This is a genomic window from Streptomyces sp. 8K308 (genome assembly GCF_004348315.1).
Classification (GTDB): domain Bacteria; phylum Actinomycetota; class Actinomycetes; order Streptomycetales; family Streptomycetaceae; genus Streptomyces.
Map to the genome: position 1 here is coordinate 1 of NZ_SMKC01000140.1, position 16,317 is coordinate 16,317.

Consider the following 16,317-nt stretch of genomic DNA (forward strand, 5'->3'; position numbering starts at 1 on the left):
CCGGGATGCCGGTCGGCGGTTCGCACATGACGCCGCGTTGGACGGCCGGGCCGAACGGGATCTCGTCGGCGATGACGTCGGCGAGGATCGCCGGGTCGACCTGCTTGAGGTGGAGGTAGCCGATCCGCTCGCCGTAGGTCTCGATGAGCTTGACGCTGTCGCCGCCGCAGTAGGCGTAGTGGCCGGTGTCGAGGCACAGGTTGACGGCCGACGAGTCGGTCGCGTCGAGGAAGCGGGTGACGTGCTCCTCGGTGGCGATGTGGGTGTCGGCGTGTGGGTGGACGACGATGCCGAGGCCGAACTCGTCGCGGGCGGCTCGGCCGAGGCGTTCCATGCCGGCGGCGAGGTCGGCGAACTGGGTGGCGGTCAGCTCGGGTTCCTCGGTGCGTTCGCCGCTGACCGGGTCGCGCCAGAACTCGGGGATGACCACGAGGTGGCCGGCGTCGACGGCCCGGGTGAGGGCGGCGACCTTCGAGACGTGGGCCCACGTCTCGTCCCAGACGGCGGGGCCGCGGTGCAGGGCGGTGAAGACCGTGCCGGCGGAGACCCGCAGGTCGCGGCGGCCCAACTCGTCGCGCAGCACGGCCGGATCCGTCGGCAGGTAGCCGTAGGGGCCGAGTTCGATCCACGGGTAGCCGGCCTCGGCGACCTCGTCGAGGAAGCGGTGCCAGGGGGTCTGCCGGGGGTCGTCCGGGAACCAGACGCCCCAGGAGTCGGGGGCCGAGCCGACCCTGATCCGATCCAGGACGGGCGGCTTCACCGGCGCGTCGCTCATGGTGCTGAGTCTCCTGTCAGTTCGTGGCGGAGCTCGTCCAACTCGGCGCCGCCGGCCATCTGGTGGGTGAGGTGGTCGAGGTCGACGTCGGCCCGGTCGGCGCTGAGTTCGACGGTGCCGAGCCGCAGCACCGTGAAGTGGTCGCCCACGAGGTAGGCGTGGTGCGGGTTGTGGGTGATGAAGACGACGCCGAGGCCGCGTTCGCGGGCGGCCGCGACGTAGCGGAGGACGACGCCGGACTGCTTGACGCCGAGCGCCGCGGTGGGCTCGTCGAGGATGAGGACCCGGGCGCCGAAGTGGACGGCGCGGGCGATGGCCACGGACTGCCGTTGGCCGCCGGAGAGCGAGCCGACGGGCTGGTCGACGTCGTCGAGAACGATGCCCATGGCGCGCAGCTCGGCGTCGGCGACCTGCCGCATGCGGGGGATGTCGAGCCGTTGGAGTGGCCAGCGGCCGCGGGTGAGTTCCGAGCCGAGGAAGAAGTTGCGCCAGACCGGCATCAGGGTGACGGTGGCGAGGTCCTGGTAGACGGTGGCGATGCCGCGGTCGAGGGCGTCGCGGGGCGAGGAGAGCCTGGCCGGCTCGCCGTCGATGAGGAGCTCACCGGTGGTGTGCCGGTGCAGCCCGGAGATGACCTTGATGAGGGTGGACTTGCCGGCGCCGTTGTCGCCGAGCACGCAGGCGACCCGGCCCGCGTGCACGGCGAGGTCGACGTCGCGCAGGGCGTGGATGTTGCCGTAGGACTTGCCGACGGCGCGGAGTTCGACGAGCGGGGTCTGCGGGGTCATGGTCGTCACCTCCGGGTGGCCTGGCGTCGGACCCACAGGTTGAGCAGCACGGCGAGCAGCAGCATCCCGCCGAGGAAGAACATGAACCAGTCGGGGTCCCAGTTGGCGTAGACGATCCCCTGGTTGGCCATGCCGAACAGGAACGCGCCGACGGCGGGGCCCACGATGGAGCCGTAGCCGCCGGTCAGCAGGCAGCCGCCGACCACGGCGGCGGCGATGTAGAGGAGTTCGTTGCCGATGCCGCCGTTGGACTGCACGGTGTTGAACGCGAACAGCTGGTGCATGCCGACGAACCAGGCGGCGAAGCCGACGGTCGTGAAGAGGCTGATCCGCACGAACGCCACGGGCACGCCGACGGCGCGGGCGCTCTCCGGGTTGCCGCCGACCGCGAAGACCCAGTTGCCGTAGCGGGTGCGCAGCAGCACCCAGGTGGCGAGGGCGGCGAAGCCGAGCCACCACAGGACGCTGACCCGCAGCTGGGTGTCGCCGATGGTGAGGGTGGCGGCGAAGACGGCGCGTGCCTGGTCGAAGCCGTCCATGTCGCGGATGGAGTCGGTGGCGACGTTGCCGGTGATCGCCTTGGTGACGGCGAGGTTGAGGCCCTGGAGCATAAGGAAGGTGGCCAGGGTGACGAGGAAGCTGGGCAGCTTGGTGCGGACCAGCAGGACGCCGTTGAGCGCGCCGACCGCGAGCGAGAGTACGAGCGCGATCAGCACCCCGGACCAGACGTTCAGGGTGAGTTGGAACGCGAACATGCTGGCGGTGAGCGCGGAGGTGGTGACGGCGACGCCGGCCGACAGGTCGAACTCGCCGCCGATCATCAGCAGGGCGACGGCGACGCCCATGATGCCGAGGGTGGATGCCTGGTAGAGGACGGTGGAGAGGGAGTCGAGCTGCCGGAAGGTGGGCGCGACGGCGTAGAAGAGCGCGTAGACGGCGGCGGCGCCGACCAGCGCGCCCATCTCGGGGCGCCCGAGGAGCCGGCGGAGCGGGGAGCGGCGGGCGGTGCGCCCGTCGGCGACGGGCGGCCGTTCGGGGGTCGCCGCGGGTTCCACGGTGGCGTTGGCGATCATGTCGTGGCTCAACTCCCCGCTCACCTGGTGCCGTTGGCGGCGAACTCGGCGACGGCCTCGACGTTGTCGCGGTCGACGAAGGCGGGTCCGGTGAGGACGGGTTCGGTGCCGCCGCCGCTGACGTTGCCGTTGGCGTTGTAGAGCCAGAGGGCGTCGACGGCCAGGTAGCCCTGGAGGTAGGGCTGTTGGTCGACGGCGAACTGGATGTCGCCGTCCTCGATGGCGGTGGCGAGCTCGGGGTTGAGGTCGAAGGTGGCGATCTCGGCGTCGCTGCCGGCGCCGGAGACGGCGTCGACGGCGGCGAGCGCGTAGGGGGCGCCGAGGGCGGCGACGTAGTCGATGGAGCCGTCCTGGCGGAGCTTGGCCTCGATGGTGGAGCGGACGGCAGGCAGGTCGGCGCCGTCGACGTACAGGTTCTCGGTCTCACCTTCGAAGGTCTCGGCGAGGCCGCCGCAGCGCTGTTCCTGCGAGATGTTGCCCTGTTCGTGGATGACGCAGACGACGTGCTGGGCGTCGAGTTCGTTGAGCCGGTCGCCGAAGGCGCGTCCCGCCACGCCCTCGTCCTGGCCGAAGTAGGAAAGAAGGCCGGCGTCCTGCCAGGCGGGGAGGCCGGCGTTGAGGCCGACGACGGGGATGCCGGCGGCCTGGGCCTCGGCTATCGCGTCGGCCAGCGCCTCGGGGTTGGCCATGGTGAGGGCGATGCCGTCGACGTCCTGGTCGATGGCGTTCTCGATGAGGCTGGCCTGGCCGGCCGCGCTGGGGTCGCCGGAGTAGATGAGTTCGGCGTTGTCCTTGCTGGCGGCGTCCTCGGCTCCCTTGCGGACGATGTCCCAGAACGTGTCGCCACGCCCGCCGTGGGTGATCATGGCGATCCTGATGCGGGGGGTGTCGGCCCGGCCGGCCGCGAGGTCCTCCGCCTCCTCCTGGGCGCGCCTGCCGCCGGACTCGCTCGAGCATCCGGCGACGAACAGCAGGGCCGCGGCGCAGCCCGCCGCGAGCAGGGGGCGACTGATCCGGTTCATCGTTTCTACCTCACTTCGGTGTGAGAGTGAAGGGGTGGTGGAGGCGGGTCACAGAGGGTGAGCAAACCGCCGGGTGAGCTCACCTGTCAATAGATTGTCAGGACAACACTTCATCTTTACGTCATCGAGATGTCCATATGTAAAGACAAACCATTGACAGGGGAAGCCGGCTGGGCCGACGCTGGGGGCGGCGCGAACACGGCGACCACACACAGGGACGGCGGAGGGAGAGCGCGGATGACGACGGACGGGACGGCACTCGATGTCATCACCATGGGGCGCATCGGGGTCGATATCTACCCGCTGCAGACGGGCCTGCCACTGGCGGAGGTCGAATCGTTCGGCAAATTCCTCGGCGGCTCCCCGACCAACGTGGCCGTCGCCGCCGCCCGCCTCGGCCGGGCCGCCGCGGTGATCAGCCGCACCGGGCGCGACCCGTTCGGCGACTACTGCCACCGCGCGCTGCGGGAGTTCGGTGTCGACGACCGGTGGGTCACGGCGGTGCCGGAGTACCCGACGCCCGTCACCTTCTGCGAGATCTTCCCGCCCGACGACTTCCCGCTCTACTTCTACCGGCTGCCCAAGGCGCCCGACCTGGTGATCCACGCCGACGAGCTCGACCTGGCGGCGATCCGCGCGGCGCGGATCTTCTGGATGAGCGGCACCGGCCTGTGCGAGGAGCCGAGCCGGAGCGCGACGCTGGCCGCGCTCGCCGCCAGATCCGAGGGCGGCCGCGCCGTGAACCAGGTCGCCACGGTCTTCGACCTCGACTGGCGGCCGATGTTCTGGAAGGGCGGGGCCTGGGGCGACGGCGCCTCAGCGGACGCGCGCGGCGTGTACCGCGAGGCGCTGGCCCACGCCACCGTCGCCGTGGGCAACCTGGAGGAGTGCGAGGTGGCCACCGGCGTCCGCGAGCCGCGCGCCTGCGCCGATGCGCTGCTCGAGGCCGGCGTGGAGCTGGCCGTCGTCAAGCAGGGCCCCGCCGGGGTGCTTGCCGTGCACCGGGACGGCACCGTGGCCGAGGCCCCGCCGCACCCCGTCGAGGTGGTCAACGGCCTCGGCGCGGGGGACGCGTTCGGCGGGGCGCTCTGCCACGGGCTGCTGGCCGGCTGGGAGCCCCACCGGATGACCAGGTTCGCCAACGCGGCGGGCGCGCTGGTCGCCGGCCGGCTCGCGTGCTCGTCCGCCATGCCCTACCCCCACGAGGTCGAGGAGCTGCTCGGCGGCGCCCCGGCCGCCCGCGACACCGACCGGGAAGGGATCCTTCCGTGAGCATCAGCATCTCCGAGCTCGCCACGGTACGCAGCCGACATCCCGAGGCCATCGCCGAGGCGGCCGCGCGGCGGGCGCGCCGCCCGCTGCTCGGGGAGAGCGGCCGGCTGATGATCGTCGCCGCCGACCACCCGGCGCGCGGCGCGCTCGCGGTCGGCGGCCAGCGGCTCGCCATGGCCAACCGGGTGGAGCTGCTGGAGCGGCTGACCCTCGCGCTCGCCCAGCCGGGCGTCGACGGGGTGCTGGCCACCGCCGACGTCCTGGACGACCTGCTGCTGCTCGGCGCGCTCGACGACAAGGTGGTGCTCGGCTCGATGAACCGCGGCGGGCTCGCCGGGGCCGCGTTCGAGCTCGACGACCGGTTCACCGGGCACCGCCCCGAGGACATCGAGCGGCTCGGCTTCGACGCCGGCAAGCTGCTGCTGCGCGTCGACTACTCGGACCCCGGCTCGCTCGAGACGCTGCACACCACCGCCCGGGTGATCGACGAGATGGCGCGCCGCCGGCTGCCGGTCTTCGTCGAGCCCTTCATCTCCCGCCGAATAGCCGGCAGGTTGACCAACGACCTGAGCGCCGAGGCCGTCGCCACGTCCATCGCCATCGCCTCGGGCCTCGGCGGCACCTCCGCCTACACCTGGCTGAAGGTGCCCGTCACCACCGACCCCGACGACATGGCGCGGGTGATGGAGACCTCGACGCTGCCGGCGGTGCTGCTCGGCGGCGAGGTGACAGGCGACCAGGACGGGCTCTACGAGAAGTGGCGCAAGGCGCTGCGGCTGCCCACGGTCCGGGGCCTGGTGGTGGGCCGCTCGCTGCTCTACCCGCCGGACGGCGACGTGGCGGGCGCCGTCCGCACCGCGGTGGGGCTTCTCTAGCCGTCCGTCGTCCCAGCCGTTCCGCACAACCAACAGTCAGCGAAGGAGAGGTCGTCGACGGTGACACCCCCGAGCGCCGCGTCCCCCCGATACCACCTGCCGGCCGGCAGCGCCGCCGCCGGCCCCTACACCCTGGACATCAGCCCCGAGTCGGCCGGTTGGGGCTACTCGAGCCTGCGCGTGCTGCCGCTCGCGCCCGGCGGCAGGCACCGCTTCGCGACCGGCGACAGCGAGTGGATCGTGCTGCCGCTGGCCGGCGGCTGCCTGGTCGAGGTCGACGGCGAGCGGTTCGAACTGCTGGGCCGCAGCGGCGTGTTCGCCGGCCTGACGGACTTCGCCTACGCGCCGAGGGACGCCGAGGTCGCCATCTACTCGGCGGCCGGCGGCCGGTTCGCCCTGACCGGCGCCCGCTGCGCGCGGCGGCTGCCGGCCCGGCACGTCACGGCCGACCGGGTGCCGGTCGAGCTGCGCGGCGCCGGCGCGTGCAGCCGCCAGGTCAACAACTTCGCGGCGGCCGACGTCTTCGAGGCCGACCGGCTGATCGCCGTCGAGGTACTGACGCCAGGCGGCAACTGGTCCTCGTACCCGCCGCACAAGCACGACGCCTCGCATCCGGGCGAGGAGTCGGAGCTCGAGGAGATCTACTACTTCGAGATCGCCGGCGCCGAGGGCAACCCGGCGGCCGAGGGCCTCGGCTACCAGCGGGTCAGCCCCTCGGGCCACGGCCGCGGCACCGACGTGCTCGCTGAGGTACGCACCGGCGACGCGGTGGTGATCCCGGACGGTTGGCACGGCCCGTCGATCGCCGCGCCCGGGCACGACATGTACTACCTCAACGTGATGGCGGGCCCCGACCCCGACCGGGCCTGGCTGATCCGCGACCACCCGGACCACGCCTGGATCAGGGGCAGTTGGCACCAGCAGGAGCCGGACCCCCGGCTCCCGCGCTACCGCACGCAGGAGAACGGGGAGGCCACCCGATGAGCGGAACCGTCCGACTGACAGTCGCCCAGGCCCTGGTCCGGTTCCTGGCCAGGCAGTACACCGAGCGGGACGGCCGCCGGGAGCGGCTCGTCGCCGCCTGCTGGGGCATCTTCGGGCACGGCAACGTGGCCGGCGTCGGCCAGGCGCTGCTGGAGAGCGGCCAGGGCCCGGGCGCCGAACTGCCCTTCTTCCAGGGGCGGAACGAGCAGGCCATGGTGCACGCCGCCGTCGGCTACGCGCGGCAGCGCGACCGGCTCTCGGCGCACGCGGTCACCACCTCCATCGGCCCGGGCGCCACCAACCTGGTGACCGGCGCGGCGCTCGCCACCATCAACCGGCTCCCCGTGCTGCTGTTGCCAGGCGACACCTTCGCCACCCGGCCGGCGGACCCGGTGCTCCAGCAGCTCGAACACCCGGGTGCGGGCGACGTGTCGGTCAACGACGCGCTGCGGCCGGTCTCCCGCTGGTTCGACCGGGTGCACCGCCCGGAGGCGTTGGTGCCGGCCGCGCTCCAGGCCATGCGGGTGCTCGCCGACCCGGTGGAGACGGGCGCCGTCACGCTGGCGCTGCCGCAGGACGTGCAGGCCGAAGCCTTCGACTGGCCAGCGGAGTTCTTCGCCGAGCGGGTGTGGCGGGTGCCGCGCCCGGCGCCCGACGCGGACGCGCTCGCCGAGGCGGCGCGCGCGATCCGGGCCGCCCGCCGGCCGCTGATCGTCGCCGGCGGCGGGGTGCACCACAGCGTGGCCGAGGATGAGTTGCGGGCACTGGCCGACGCGACGGGCATCCCGGTGGCGGCCACCCAGGCCGGCAAGGGCTCGCTGCGCCACGACCACCCGTGCGACGTGGGCGGCATCGGCCACACCGGCACGGCCGTGGCCAACGAACTGGCCCGCGCCGCCGACCTGGTGATCGGCGTGGGCACCCGCTACTCGGACTTCACCACCGCCTCCGGCACGCTGTTCGCCGACCCCGGCGTCCGCTTCGTCAACCTCACCATCGCGCCCCACGACGCGCACAAGCTGGCCGGTCTCCCGCTGGTCGCGGACGCCAGGGCCGGCCTGACGGCGCTGGCCTCTGCGCTCGCCGGGCACCGGGTCGCGGCGGAGTACGCGGCCGGCTACCGGGCGGCCAAGGAGCGCTGGGAGGCGGTCGTCGACGCCGCGTTCAGCCCGAAGAAGTCGGCCCCGGAGAACGGTACCGACCGGCCCACCCAGACCCAGGTGCTCGGCGCGCTCGACGCGGTGGTCGGGGACGAGGACGTGGTGATCAACGCGGCCGGCTCGATGCCGGGCGACCTGCACAAGCTGTGGCGAACCAGGTCGCGCCGCCAGTACCACGTGGAGTACGGCTACTCCTGCATGGGCTATGAGATCCCGGCCGCGCTCGGCGTCAAGCTGGCCGCGCCAGAGCGCGTGGTGTGGGCGCTGGTCGGGGACGGCACCTATCTGATGGGCCCGACCGAGCTGGTGACGGCCGTACAGGAGGGCCGGCATCTGGTGCTCGTGCTGGTGCAGAACCACGGCTACGCCTCGATCGGGGGCCTCTCCGAGCTGACCGGCGCCGAACGCTTCGGCACCGCCTACCGGTTCCGGGCGCCGGACGGCGGCTACACCGGCGAGCCGCTGCCCGTCGACCTGGCCGCCAACGCCGCCTCGCTCGGGCTCACGGTGCTGCGCGCCCACACCTACGCCGAGCTGCGTGCGGCGCTGGCCGAGGCCCGTGAGGCCAGGGGCCCGGTCTGCGTCCACGTGGAGACGGATCCGGCGGACACCGCGCCGCCGGCGCAGGCGTGGTGGGACGTGCCGGTGGCGGCGGTCGCGGGGCGGCCGGCGGCGCGGCGGGCGCGCGAGGAGTACGAGCGCGGCGCGGCGGCGCGCCGCCGCCACCTGTAGGCCACTGGGAACGAGGGAAGGCACCACCGTGAGGACCATCGGACACTTCATCGACAACAAGCCCGTGGCCGGCGCCTCTGAGCGCTTCGGCCCGGTTTACGACCCGGCGACCGGCGCCCAGGCGGCGCGGGTCGCGCTGGCCTCGGCCGCCGAGGTGGACGCGGCGGTGGCCGCGGCCGTCGCGGCGCACCGCTCGTGGGGCGCGGTCTCGTTGGCCAGGCGCACCGCCCTGCTGTTCCGCTACCGGGAGCTGCTGGTGGCGCGGCGCGACGAGCTGGCGGCGCTGATCACCGCCGAGCACGGCAAGGTGCGCGCGGACGCGCTCGGCGAGGTGGCGCGGGGCCTGGAGATCGTCGAACTGGCCTGCGCGATCCCTGAGAAGCTGAAGGGCGAGCTGTCGACGCAGGTGTCGACCGGGGTGGACGTGGCGTCGCTCAGGCAGCCGCTCGGCGTGGTGGCGGGCATCACGCCGTTCAACTTCCCTGCGATGGTGCCGCTGTGGATGTTCCCGGTGGCGATCGCCTGCGGCAACACGTTCGTGCTGAAGCCCAGCGAGAAGGACCCTTCGGCATCGCTGCTGTTGGCGGAGCTGGCGGCCGAGGCGGGTGTCCCCGAGGGCGTGTTGAACGTGGTCAACGGCGACCGGGAGGCGGTGGAGCGGCTGTTGGCGCACCCGGACGTGGCGGCGGTCAGCTTCGTCGGCTCGACGCCGGTGGCGCGGGCGATCCATCGCGGCGCGGTGGAGCACGGCAAGCGGGTGCAGGCGCTGGGCGGCGCGAAGAACCACATGCTGGTGCTGCCGGACGCCGATCTCGAGGTGGCGGCCGACGCGGCGGTCAGCGCGGCCTACGGCTCGGCCGGTGAGCGCTGCATGGCGGTGTCCGTGGTCGTCGCGGTGGGCGAGGAGACCGCCGACGCGCTGGTCGCGGGGATCGCGGAGCGGGCGCGTGGCCTGCGGATCGGCCCCGGGGACGACCCGGCGTGCGAGATGGGCCCGCTGATCACCGCCGAGCACCGGGAGAAGGTGGCGTCCTATGTGCGGGGGGCGGCCGCGCAGGGCGCCGAAGTGGTGGTCGACGGCACGGGGTTGACGGTGCCGGGGCACGAGGAGGGATTCTTCCTCGGGGTGTCGCTGCTCGACCGGGTGTCGCGGGAGATGGACGCCTACCGGGACGAGATCTTCGGTCCCGTGCTGTGCGTGGTGCGGGCCGGCGACTACGAGGAGGCGATCGAGCTGATCAACTCCTCGCCGTGGGGCAACGGTTCGGCGATCTTCACGCGGGACGGCGGGGCCGCGCGGCGGTTCCAGCTGGAGGTGGCGGCCGGGATGGTCGGGGTGAACGTGCCGATCCCGGTGCCGGTGGGCTACCACTCGTTCGGCGGCTGGAAGGAGTCGCTCTTCGGCGACCACCACGTCTACGGCAACGACGGGGTGCGCTTCTACACGCGCGGCAAGGTCGTCACCACCCGCTGGCCGGAACCGGCGGAGAGTGCCGTCAACCTGGGCTTCCCGAGCCACACCTGATGGGCTTGTAGGTTCAGAGACTCTTCGGCTTGATCCAGGGACCGCGACAGCCGTCACCGTTACGCGCCTTACCCGTCACAGATGATCAACAGGCCCGGCCCCGGCATCCCCACGCCTCGTTCTCGGGGGCAGTGGCCCACTGGTTATCCGTAGGGGCCCCGCTGGACGGCGGGGCCAGAAAGGTGCGAAGAGATGCCGGACCGCGGACTCTGGTCGTACAGGGAGATCGCCGCCCACATCCAGGTGCAGCCGGACACCGTGCGTTCCTACCGCAAGCACGGCCTGCTGCCCCCGCCCGACGTGGTGGAGGGCGGCAGGCCGTTCTGGTACCCCGACACCATCAGGGAGTGGGTGCGGCGGCGTCCCGGGAACCGGCGCCGCTGAACAGCCGGGCGGCGCCGGCCACCAGGAGCGAGATCCCGCAGGCGATCAGCACCGAGGGCAGCGTGCCGCCCAGGGCCCCGGCGCCCCAGTAGCCGAGGGCGACGGAGTAGGAGGCCCAGACGGCCTGGGCGATGCCCATGCCGAGCAGGTAGCGGCGGGCCGGGAAGTCGACGAGCGCGGCGGTCAGGCCGCCGATGACCCGGCCGCTCGGCAGGAACCGCGTGCCCACCACGAACGGCAGCCCGTGGGCGTGCATCCGCGCCCCGGTCCAGTCGAGCGCGGCCCGCCGCCGGGGCGAGCGACGGAGCCAGCCGAGGGCCCGGCCGCGGGCCAGCCGACCGACGGCGAAGATCACCGCGTCGCCGGCGAGCGCACCGATGCCGACCGCCAACACCACGAGGGGCAGGCTCAGTTCACCGGCGTGGGCCATGACTCCCGCGGAGGCGATGAGCGCCGCGTTGGGCAGGTAGGGCGGCGCGCTGGTGAGCGCCAGCAGCGTGTACATCCACAGTGCGCCGTCCATGCCGGTGTTCGTCCGTTCCCTCGTGGGTCGCCCCGCCGTTCAACCTGTCAGTAGAAGTTGACACGTGTCCGCGACGGGACGGAAGGGCGCCGGGGCCGTTCCCGGGACGATGCCGGGTCCCCCCTAGGGGCACCCCCGATCGATATACCCTAGGCGGGTATATAGTCGGAGCCGAGCCGACAGCCGTTGGACGACGTTCACCGTGGAAGCGAGGCGATCGCCATGAGCGACACCATCACCTACCGGGTCTCCGGAATGAGCTGCGGGCACTGCGAGAAGGCCATCTCGGCCGAGGTCGGCGCCCTGCCGGGGGTCGCCGAGGTCTCGGCGGCCGCGGACACCGGCCTGGTCACCGTGGTGGCCGAGACCCCCCTCACGGACGACGCGGTCCGAGCCGCCGTCGACGAGGCCGGCTACGAACTCCTCGGCCGCGCCGAGGCGTAACCGCGGCGCTCGGCTCTGACCAGGCACCGGGGGCCTGACGGCCGGCGCGCCGCGCTCGACACCGGCCACGCCACCGTCAGGGCCGGCGGCCCCGGGCGCGACGTGGCGCCCAGCCGCGATCAGGGCACCGGGCGTCTGGCGCCCCCCCAAGCCCGACCGCGGCGCTCGGCACCGGCCGAGGCACGTGGCCGGACGGCCGGCCGGGACGCGGCGCCCAGCCCGATCCGGGCGCGCCACCGGGCCTTCGACCGCGGAAGCGGCCCTCAGGGCCCGCCCCCAGCGTGGCCACGCCGGCCTCGGCCGGGCGCAGCGCCCGGCCGACGGCCGGCCGGGTTGCCCGCGCTTGAGCCGAGCGCCGCGATTCCGCACAGGGCCGCCAGGCCCCTACCCCCTCCTGGACCAAGCATCACGGTTCGACACGCGACCGCCAGACCCCGCTTGGGCCAAGCGGCACGGGGCCGCCAGGCCCCGGCGCCCCCGCTCACGCCGAGCGCGCCGCAGGTCCGCAATGAAAAGCGCCCCGCCGGCGGGTCCCCCCACAGGGCCCGGCGCGGGGCGCTTCCTGCCGCCCGCTCAGAGCGTCCCCCCACGGGACCCCGGCTGGACGGCCGCCGGCGTGGATCCAGCCGAATCCGCGCCAACGTCGACCGGTTAGACCGACGAGACGGCGAAAAGTTGCGCGACCAGATATGTGACCTGCATCACATCTCCGTGCGGCGGCCCGTTCGCGGACGCCCGCAGTCGGGCGTCCCGCGGGACGCCCGACCGCGGCGCCGCACCGCCAGGCCACAGCGGCCAGCGTCAGCGCTGCTCGACCGGCAGGTAGTCCCGCTCGACGACGCCCGTGTAAACCTGCCGCGGGCGGCCGATCCTGGTGGTCGGGTCGGTGATCATCTCGTGCCACTGGGCGATCCAGCCCGGCAGCCGGCCAAGCGCGAACAGCACGGTGAACATGCTGGTCGGGAAGCCCATCGCGCGGTAGATCAGGCCGGTGTAGAAGTCGACGTTCGGGTACAGGTTGCGCGAGACGAAGTAGTCGTCGCTGAGCGCGTGCTCCTCGAGCTTCAGCGCGATGTCCAGCAGCTCGTCGGACTTGCCGAGCGCCGAGAGCACGTCGTGCGCGGCCGCCTTGATGATCTTCGCGCGGGGGTCGAAGCTCTTGTAGACGCGGTGCCCGAAGCCCATCAGGCGGACGCCCTGCTCCTTGTTCTTCACCCGGCGGATGAAGGAGTCCACGTCGCCGCCGTCGGCCTGGATAGCCTCCAGCATCTCCAGCACCGCCGCGTTGGCGCCGCCGTGCAGGGGGCCCCAGAGCGCGTTGATGCCGGCCGAGATGGAGACGAACAGGTTGGCCTGCGAGGAGCCCACCATGCGGACCGTGGAGGCGGAGCAGTTCTGCTCGTGGTCGGCGTGCAGGATCAGCAGCTTGTCCAGCGCGCTGGTGACGACCGGGTCGAGCTCGTAGTCCTCGGCCGGCACGGAGAAGGTCATCCGCAGGAAGTTCTCCACGTACCCGAGGTCGTTACGCGGGTAGACCACGGGCTGGCCGATGGCCTTCTTGTACGCGTAGGCGGCGATCGTCGGCAGCTTGGCGAGCAGCCGGATGGTTGAGATGTGGCGCTGCCGCTCGTCGAACGGGTTGTGGCTGTCCTGGTAGAACGTGGACAGCGCGCTGACCACGGAGGTCAGCATCGCCATCGGGTGGGCGTCCGTCGGGAAGCCGTCGTAGAAGCGCTTCACGTCCTCGTGGAGCAGCGTGTGCTTGGTGATCTCGCCGCGGAAGGTCGCCAGCTCGTCGACCGTGGGTAGCTCGCCGTTGATGAGCAGGTAGGCCGTCTCGAGGAACGAGCCGTGCTCCGCGAGCTGCTCGATCGGATACCCACGGTAGCGAAGGATGCCCTTCTCGCCGTCGAGGTAGGTGATCTCCGATTTACACGTCGACGTGTTACCGAAACCGGAGTCCAGGGTCACCAGACCGGTCTGGGACCGCAGCTTGCTGATGTCGAAGCCACGGTCACCCACCGTGCTCTCGACGATCGGGTAGCGGTACTCGTCCCCGCCGTACCGCACGAATACTGCGTCGTCCGCGTTGCCTGCGCTGTCGCTGTTGCGGTTTTCGCTCACGTCATCCCTCACCGACGTTGTGCCTCTTCTTCGAGGTGCCCTGACTCCCTCCTACTGTCCCCCATCTGGGCGCAGAATGTGCACTCGGGGTCGGCCAAGTGGCCATTTTCTGGCACGCCGTGCCGCGCGAATGCGGATTTTTACGGGCGCTCCGGACGAAGAATTTTTCCCGCGAGCCGGGCGTCGAGGGCCGTGCAGCGGCTGCCGGCAGACACCGAGCGCACCGCCTGCCCCAGGGCGCGCCGGGATCCCACGAGCACCACGAGCTTCTTGGCGCGCGTGACGGCCGTATACAGCAGGTTCCGCTCCAACATCATCCAGGCACTCATCGTGACCGGGATGACCACACAGGGGTACTCGCTGCCCTGCGAGCGGTGGATGGTGACGGCGTAGGCGTGGGAGAGCTCGTCGAGCTCGGCGAAGTCGTAGGGGACCTCCTCGTCCTCGTCGGTGAGCACGGTCAGCCGCTGCTCGTCCACGTCGAGCCCGGTGACGACGCCGACCGTGCCGTTGAAGACGCCGTTGCGCCCCTTGTCGTAGTTGTTCCTGACCTGGGTGACCTTGTCGCCGACGCGGAAGACCCGGCCGCCGAAGCGCTTCTCCGGCAGCCCGGGCCTGGCGGGGGTGACGGCCTGCTGGAGCAGCCCGTTGAGCACGCCGGCACCGGCCGGGCCACGGTGCATCGGGGTGAGCACCTGCACGTCGCGGCGCGGGTCGACCCCGAACTTCGCCGGCACCCGGCGGGACGCCACGTCGACGGCGAGCCGCCCGGCCTCCTCGGTCTCCTCCTCGACGAACAGGAAGAAGTCGGCCAGGCCCGAGGTGACCGGCGGGATCCCCGAGTTGATCCGGTGGGCGTTGGTGACCACGCCCGACTGCTGGGCCTGCCGGAAGATCCTGGTCAGCCGGACGGCCGGCACCGGGCTCCCGGGCGCGAGCAGGTCGCGCAGCACCTCGCCGGCGCCGACCGATGGCAGCTGGTCAACGTCCCCCACCAGCAGCAGGTGGGCGCCCGGCGCCACGGCCTTGACCAGCTTGTTCGCCAGCAACAGGTCGAGCATGGACGCCTCGTCCACCACGACCAGGTCGGCGTCGAGCGGCCGGTCCCGGTCGTAGGCGGCGTCCCCGCCCGGCTTGAGCTCGAGCAGCCGGTGCACCGTGGACGCCTCGGCGCCGGTGAGCTCGGCGAGCCGCTTGGCGGCCCGCCCGGTGGGCGCGGCGAGCAGCACCTTGGCGCGCTTGGCGCGGGCCAGCTCGACCACCGAGCGAACCGTGAACGACTTGCCGCAGCCGGGGCCGCCGGTGAGCACCGCGACCCTGCGGGTGAGCGCGAGCCGCACCGCCTCCTCCTGCTCGGGCGCGAGCTCGGCGCCGGTGCGGCCGGCGAGCCAGGAAAGGGCCTTGCCCCAGTCGACCTCCTGGAAGGTGGCCAGCCGGTCCTCGTCGGCGCCGAGCAGCCGGCGCAGCTGCCCGGCGAGCGAGAGCTCGGCGCGGTGGAAGGGCACCAGGTAGACGGCGGTGAGCGTGCCGTCCTCACCCTGTCCTTCCGGGTGCGGCACCTTCTCGCGCACCAGGCCCTCCGGGTCCTCGGCGAGCTCGCCGAGGCACTCGATGACCAGGCCGGTGTCCACCTGGAGCAGCTTCACCGCGTCCGAGATCAGCCGCTCCTCCGGCAGGTAGCAGTGGCCCTGGTCGGTGGCCTGCGACAGGGCGTAGGACAGGCCGGCCTTGACCCGCTCCGGGCTGTCGGCCGGTATGCCCACGGCGCGGGCGATCCGGTCGGCGGTGAGGAAGCCGATGCCCCACACGTCGGCCGCGAGCCGGTAGGGCTGGTTCTTCACCACCGAGATGGAGGCGTCCCCGTACTTCTTGTAGATCCGCACGGCGATGGAGGTGGAGACCTCCACGCTCTGCAGGAAGACCATCACCTCCTTGATGGCCTTCTGCTCCTCCCAGGCCGCGGCGATCAGCGCGGTGCGCTTGGGGCCGAGCCCGGGCACCGCGATCAGCCTGCGCGGGTCCTCCTCGATGACGTCGAGGGTGGCCGTGCCGAAGTGGTCGACGATCCGCTCGGCGGTCTTGGGGCCGATGCCCTTGATAAGGCCAGAGCCGAGGTAGCGGCGGATGCCCTGCACGGTCGCGGGCAGCACCGTGGTGTAGTTCTCCACCGTGAACTGGCGGCCGTAGCTGGGGTGCGAGCCCCAACGGCCGGTCATCCGCAGCGACTCGCCCACCTGCGCGCCGAGCAGCGAGCCGACGACCGTCAGCAGCTCGCCGCTCCCCCGGCCGGTGTCCACCCGGGCGACGGTGTAGCCGTTCTCCTCGTTGGCATACGTGATGCGCTCCAGGACCCCTTCGAGCACCACCGCGCCGTGCGACACGCCTTGCGACATGGCCCCGACGGTAGCCGTAGGCGGTGACAGCGCGCGGCCGGCCGTCCACAGCCGCGACGAGTTGGACGTTTTTCCGACACATCCCGTTTTGCTGTCAGGTGCCTGACGTTTTCCGGGGGGGGGTGCCTCTATGTCCTTCGTCAAGCCCGAGCTGGTCATGCGACGGCTTCTTCGGGGACGCGTGGTTCGTAGAAGGTGCCGTCGCGGAGCATGGCGAACAGGACGCTGATGCGGTGGCGGGCG

The 16,317-nt window shown here is 72.4% G+C and carries 14 protein-coding genes; 7 read left to right on the forward strand and 7 right to left on the reverse strand.

Annotation, left to right across the window (positions count from 1 at the left end):
- The 4 genes from E1265_RS19610 to E1265_RS19625 all read right to left on the reverse strand — a co-directional run.
- The coding region (locus tag E1265_RS19610) for a sugar phosphate isomerase/epimerase (protein ID WP_132931727.1) at window positions 1-775 on the reverse strand (775 nt) is incomplete at its 3' end.
- Window positions 772-1,563: an ATP-binding cassette domain-containing protein gene (locus E1265_RS19615; protein ID WP_132931728.1), complete on the reverse strand. Its 792-nt coding sequence runs from the start codon at window positions 1,561-1,563 to the stop codon at window positions 772-774. The genes E1265_RS19615 and E1265_RS19610, both read right to left, overlap by 4 nt.
- A gap of 5 nt (window positions 1,564-1,568) precedes the next feature.
- Complete coding sequence (locus E1265_RS19620; RefSeq protein ID WP_132931751.1) at window positions 1,569-2,636, reverse strand: ABC transporter permease; 1,068 nt, start codon at window positions 2,634-2,636, stop codon at window positions 1,569-1,571.
- A 20-nt stretch (window positions 2,637-2,656) separates the two neighbouring features.
- On the reverse strand, window positions 2,657-3,658 hold the full coding sequence (locus tag E1265_RS19625; RefSeq protein WP_132931730.1) for a substrate-binding domain-containing protein: 1,002 nt from the start codon (window positions 3,656-3,658) through the stop codon (window positions 2,657-2,659).
- A gap of 237 nt (window positions 3,659-3,895) precedes the next feature.
- Between E1265_RS19625 and iolC the strand changes: the two genes are divergently transcribed.
- The 6 genes from iolC (at window position 3,896) to E1265_RS19655 (ending at window position 10,590) form a co-directional block, all read left to right on the forward strand.
- Complete coding sequence (gene iolC, locus E1265_RS19630) at window positions 3,896-4,930, forward strand: 5-dehydro-2-deoxygluconokinase (RefSeq protein ID WP_132931732.1); 1,035 nt, start codon at window positions 3,896-3,898, stop codon at window positions 4,928-4,930.
- Window positions 4,927-5,805, forward strand: coding sequence for a deoxyribose-phosphate aldolase (locus E1265_RS19635; RefSeq protein ID WP_132931734.1), 879 nt, complete (start codon window positions 4,927-4,929; stop codon window positions 5,803-5,805). The genes iolC and E1265_RS19635 overlap by 4 nt, the downstream gene beginning before the upstream one ends.
- A gap of 60 nt (window positions 5,806-5,865) precedes the next feature.
- Window positions 5,866-6,789: a 5-deoxy-glucuronate isomerase gene (gene iolB / locus E1265_RS19640; protein WP_132931736.1), complete on the forward strand. Its 924-nt coding sequence runs from the start codon at window positions 5,866-5,868 to the stop codon at window positions 6,787-6,789.
- Window positions 6,786-8,681: a 3D-(3,5/4)-trihydroxycyclohexane-1,2-dione acylhydrolase (decyclizing) gene (gene iolD / locus E1265_RS19645; protein WP_132931738.1), complete on the forward strand. Its 1,896-nt coding sequence runs from the start codon at window positions 6,786-6,788 to the stop codon at window positions 8,679-8,681. Before iolB ends, iolD begins: the two co-directional genes overlap by 4 nt.
- A 28-nt stretch (window positions 8,682-8,709) precedes the next feature.
- Complete coding sequence (locus E1265_RS19650; protein WP_132931740.1) at window positions 8,710-10,206, forward strand: CoA-acylating methylmalonate-semialdehyde dehydrogenase; 1,497 nt, start codon at window positions 8,710-8,712, stop codon at window positions 10,204-10,206.
- Window positions 10,207-10,398: 192 nt separating this feature from the next.
- Window positions 10,399-10,590 (forward strand): MerR family transcriptional regulator, encoded by a 192-nt coding sequence (locus E1265_RS19655; RefSeq protein ID WP_132931742.1) that lies wholly within the window; start codon window positions 10,399-10,401, stop codon window positions 10,588-10,590.
- Here E1265_RS19655 and E1265_RS19660 read toward each other — a convergent pair.
- The gene (locus E1265_RS19660; protein ID WP_132931743.1) at window positions 10,547-11,113 is read right to left on the reverse strand and encodes a VTT domain-containing protein; all 567 of its coding nucleotides are present in this window, start codon (window positions 11,111-11,113) and stop codon (window positions 10,547-10,549) included. The two genes, E1265_RS19655 and E1265_RS19660, sit on opposite strands and share 44 nt — an antisense overlap.
- Window positions 11,114-11,335: 222 nt before the next feature.
- Between E1265_RS19660 and E1265_RS19665 the strand changes: the two genes are divergently transcribed.
- The gene (locus E1265_RS19665; RefSeq protein WP_132931745.1) at window positions 11,336-11,557 is read left to right on the forward strand and encodes a heavy-metal-associated domain-containing protein; all 222 of its coding nucleotides are present in this window, start codon (window positions 11,336-11,338) and stop codon (window positions 11,555-11,557) included.
- An 801-nt stretch (window positions 11,558-12,358) separates the two neighbouring features.
- Here E1265_RS19665 and E1265_RS19670 read toward each other — a convergent pair.
- Both E1265_RS19670 and E1265_RS19675 read right to left on the reverse strand, forming a co-directional pair.
- Window positions 12,359-13,681 carry a citrate synthase gene (locus E1265_RS19670; protein WP_132931747.1) on the reverse strand — a complete coding sequence of 441 codons (1,323 nt, stop codon included), beginning with the start codon at window positions 13,679-13,681 and terminating at the stop codon, window positions 12,359-12,361.
- Between the two features lie 140 nt (window positions 13,682-13,821).
- On the reverse strand, window positions 13,822-16,074 hold the full coding sequence (locus tag E1265_RS19675; protein WP_132931749.1) for an ATP-dependent RecD-like DNA helicase: 2,253 nt from the start codon (window positions 16,072-16,074) through the stop codon (window positions 13,822-13,824).
- Window positions 16,075-16,317 lie beyond the last annotated feature (243 nt).

Coding starts and splice junctions, on each gene's coding strand:
- E1265_RS19675 (WP_132931749.1), bottom strand. CDS start 16,074: ATGTCGCAAGGCGTGTCGCACGGCGCGGTGGTGCTCGAAGGGGTCCTG.
- E1265_RS19615 (WP_132931728.1), bottom strand. CDS start 1,563: ATGACCCCGCAGACCCCGCTCGTCGAACTCCGCGCCGTCGGCAAGTCC.
- iolD (WP_132931738.1), top strand. CDS start 6,786: ATGAGCGGAACCGTCCGACTGACAGTCGCCCAGGCCCTGGTCCGGTTC.
- E1265_RS19625 (WP_132931730.1), bottom strand. CDS start 3,658: ATGAACCGGATCAGTCGCCCCCTGCTCGCGGCGGGCTGCGCCGCGGCC.
- E1265_RS19660 (WP_132931743.1), bottom strand. CDS start 11,113: ATGGACGGCGCACTGTGGATGTACACGCTGCTGGCGCTCACCAGCGCG.
- E1265_RS19655 (WP_132931742.1), top strand. CDS start 10,399: ATGCCGGACCGCGGACTCTGGTCGTACAGGGAGATCGCCGCCCACATC.
- iolC (WP_132931732.1), top strand. CDS start 3,896: ATGACGACGGACGGGACGGCACTCGATGTCATCACCATGGGGCGCATC.
- E1265_RS19620 (WP_132931751.1), bottom strand. CDS start 2,636: ATGATCGCCAACGCCACCGTGGAACCCGCGGCGACCCCCGAACGGCCG.
- E1265_RS19665 (WP_132931745.1), top strand. CDS start 11,336: ATGAGCGACACCATCACCTACCGGGTCTCCGGAATGAGCTGCGGGCAC.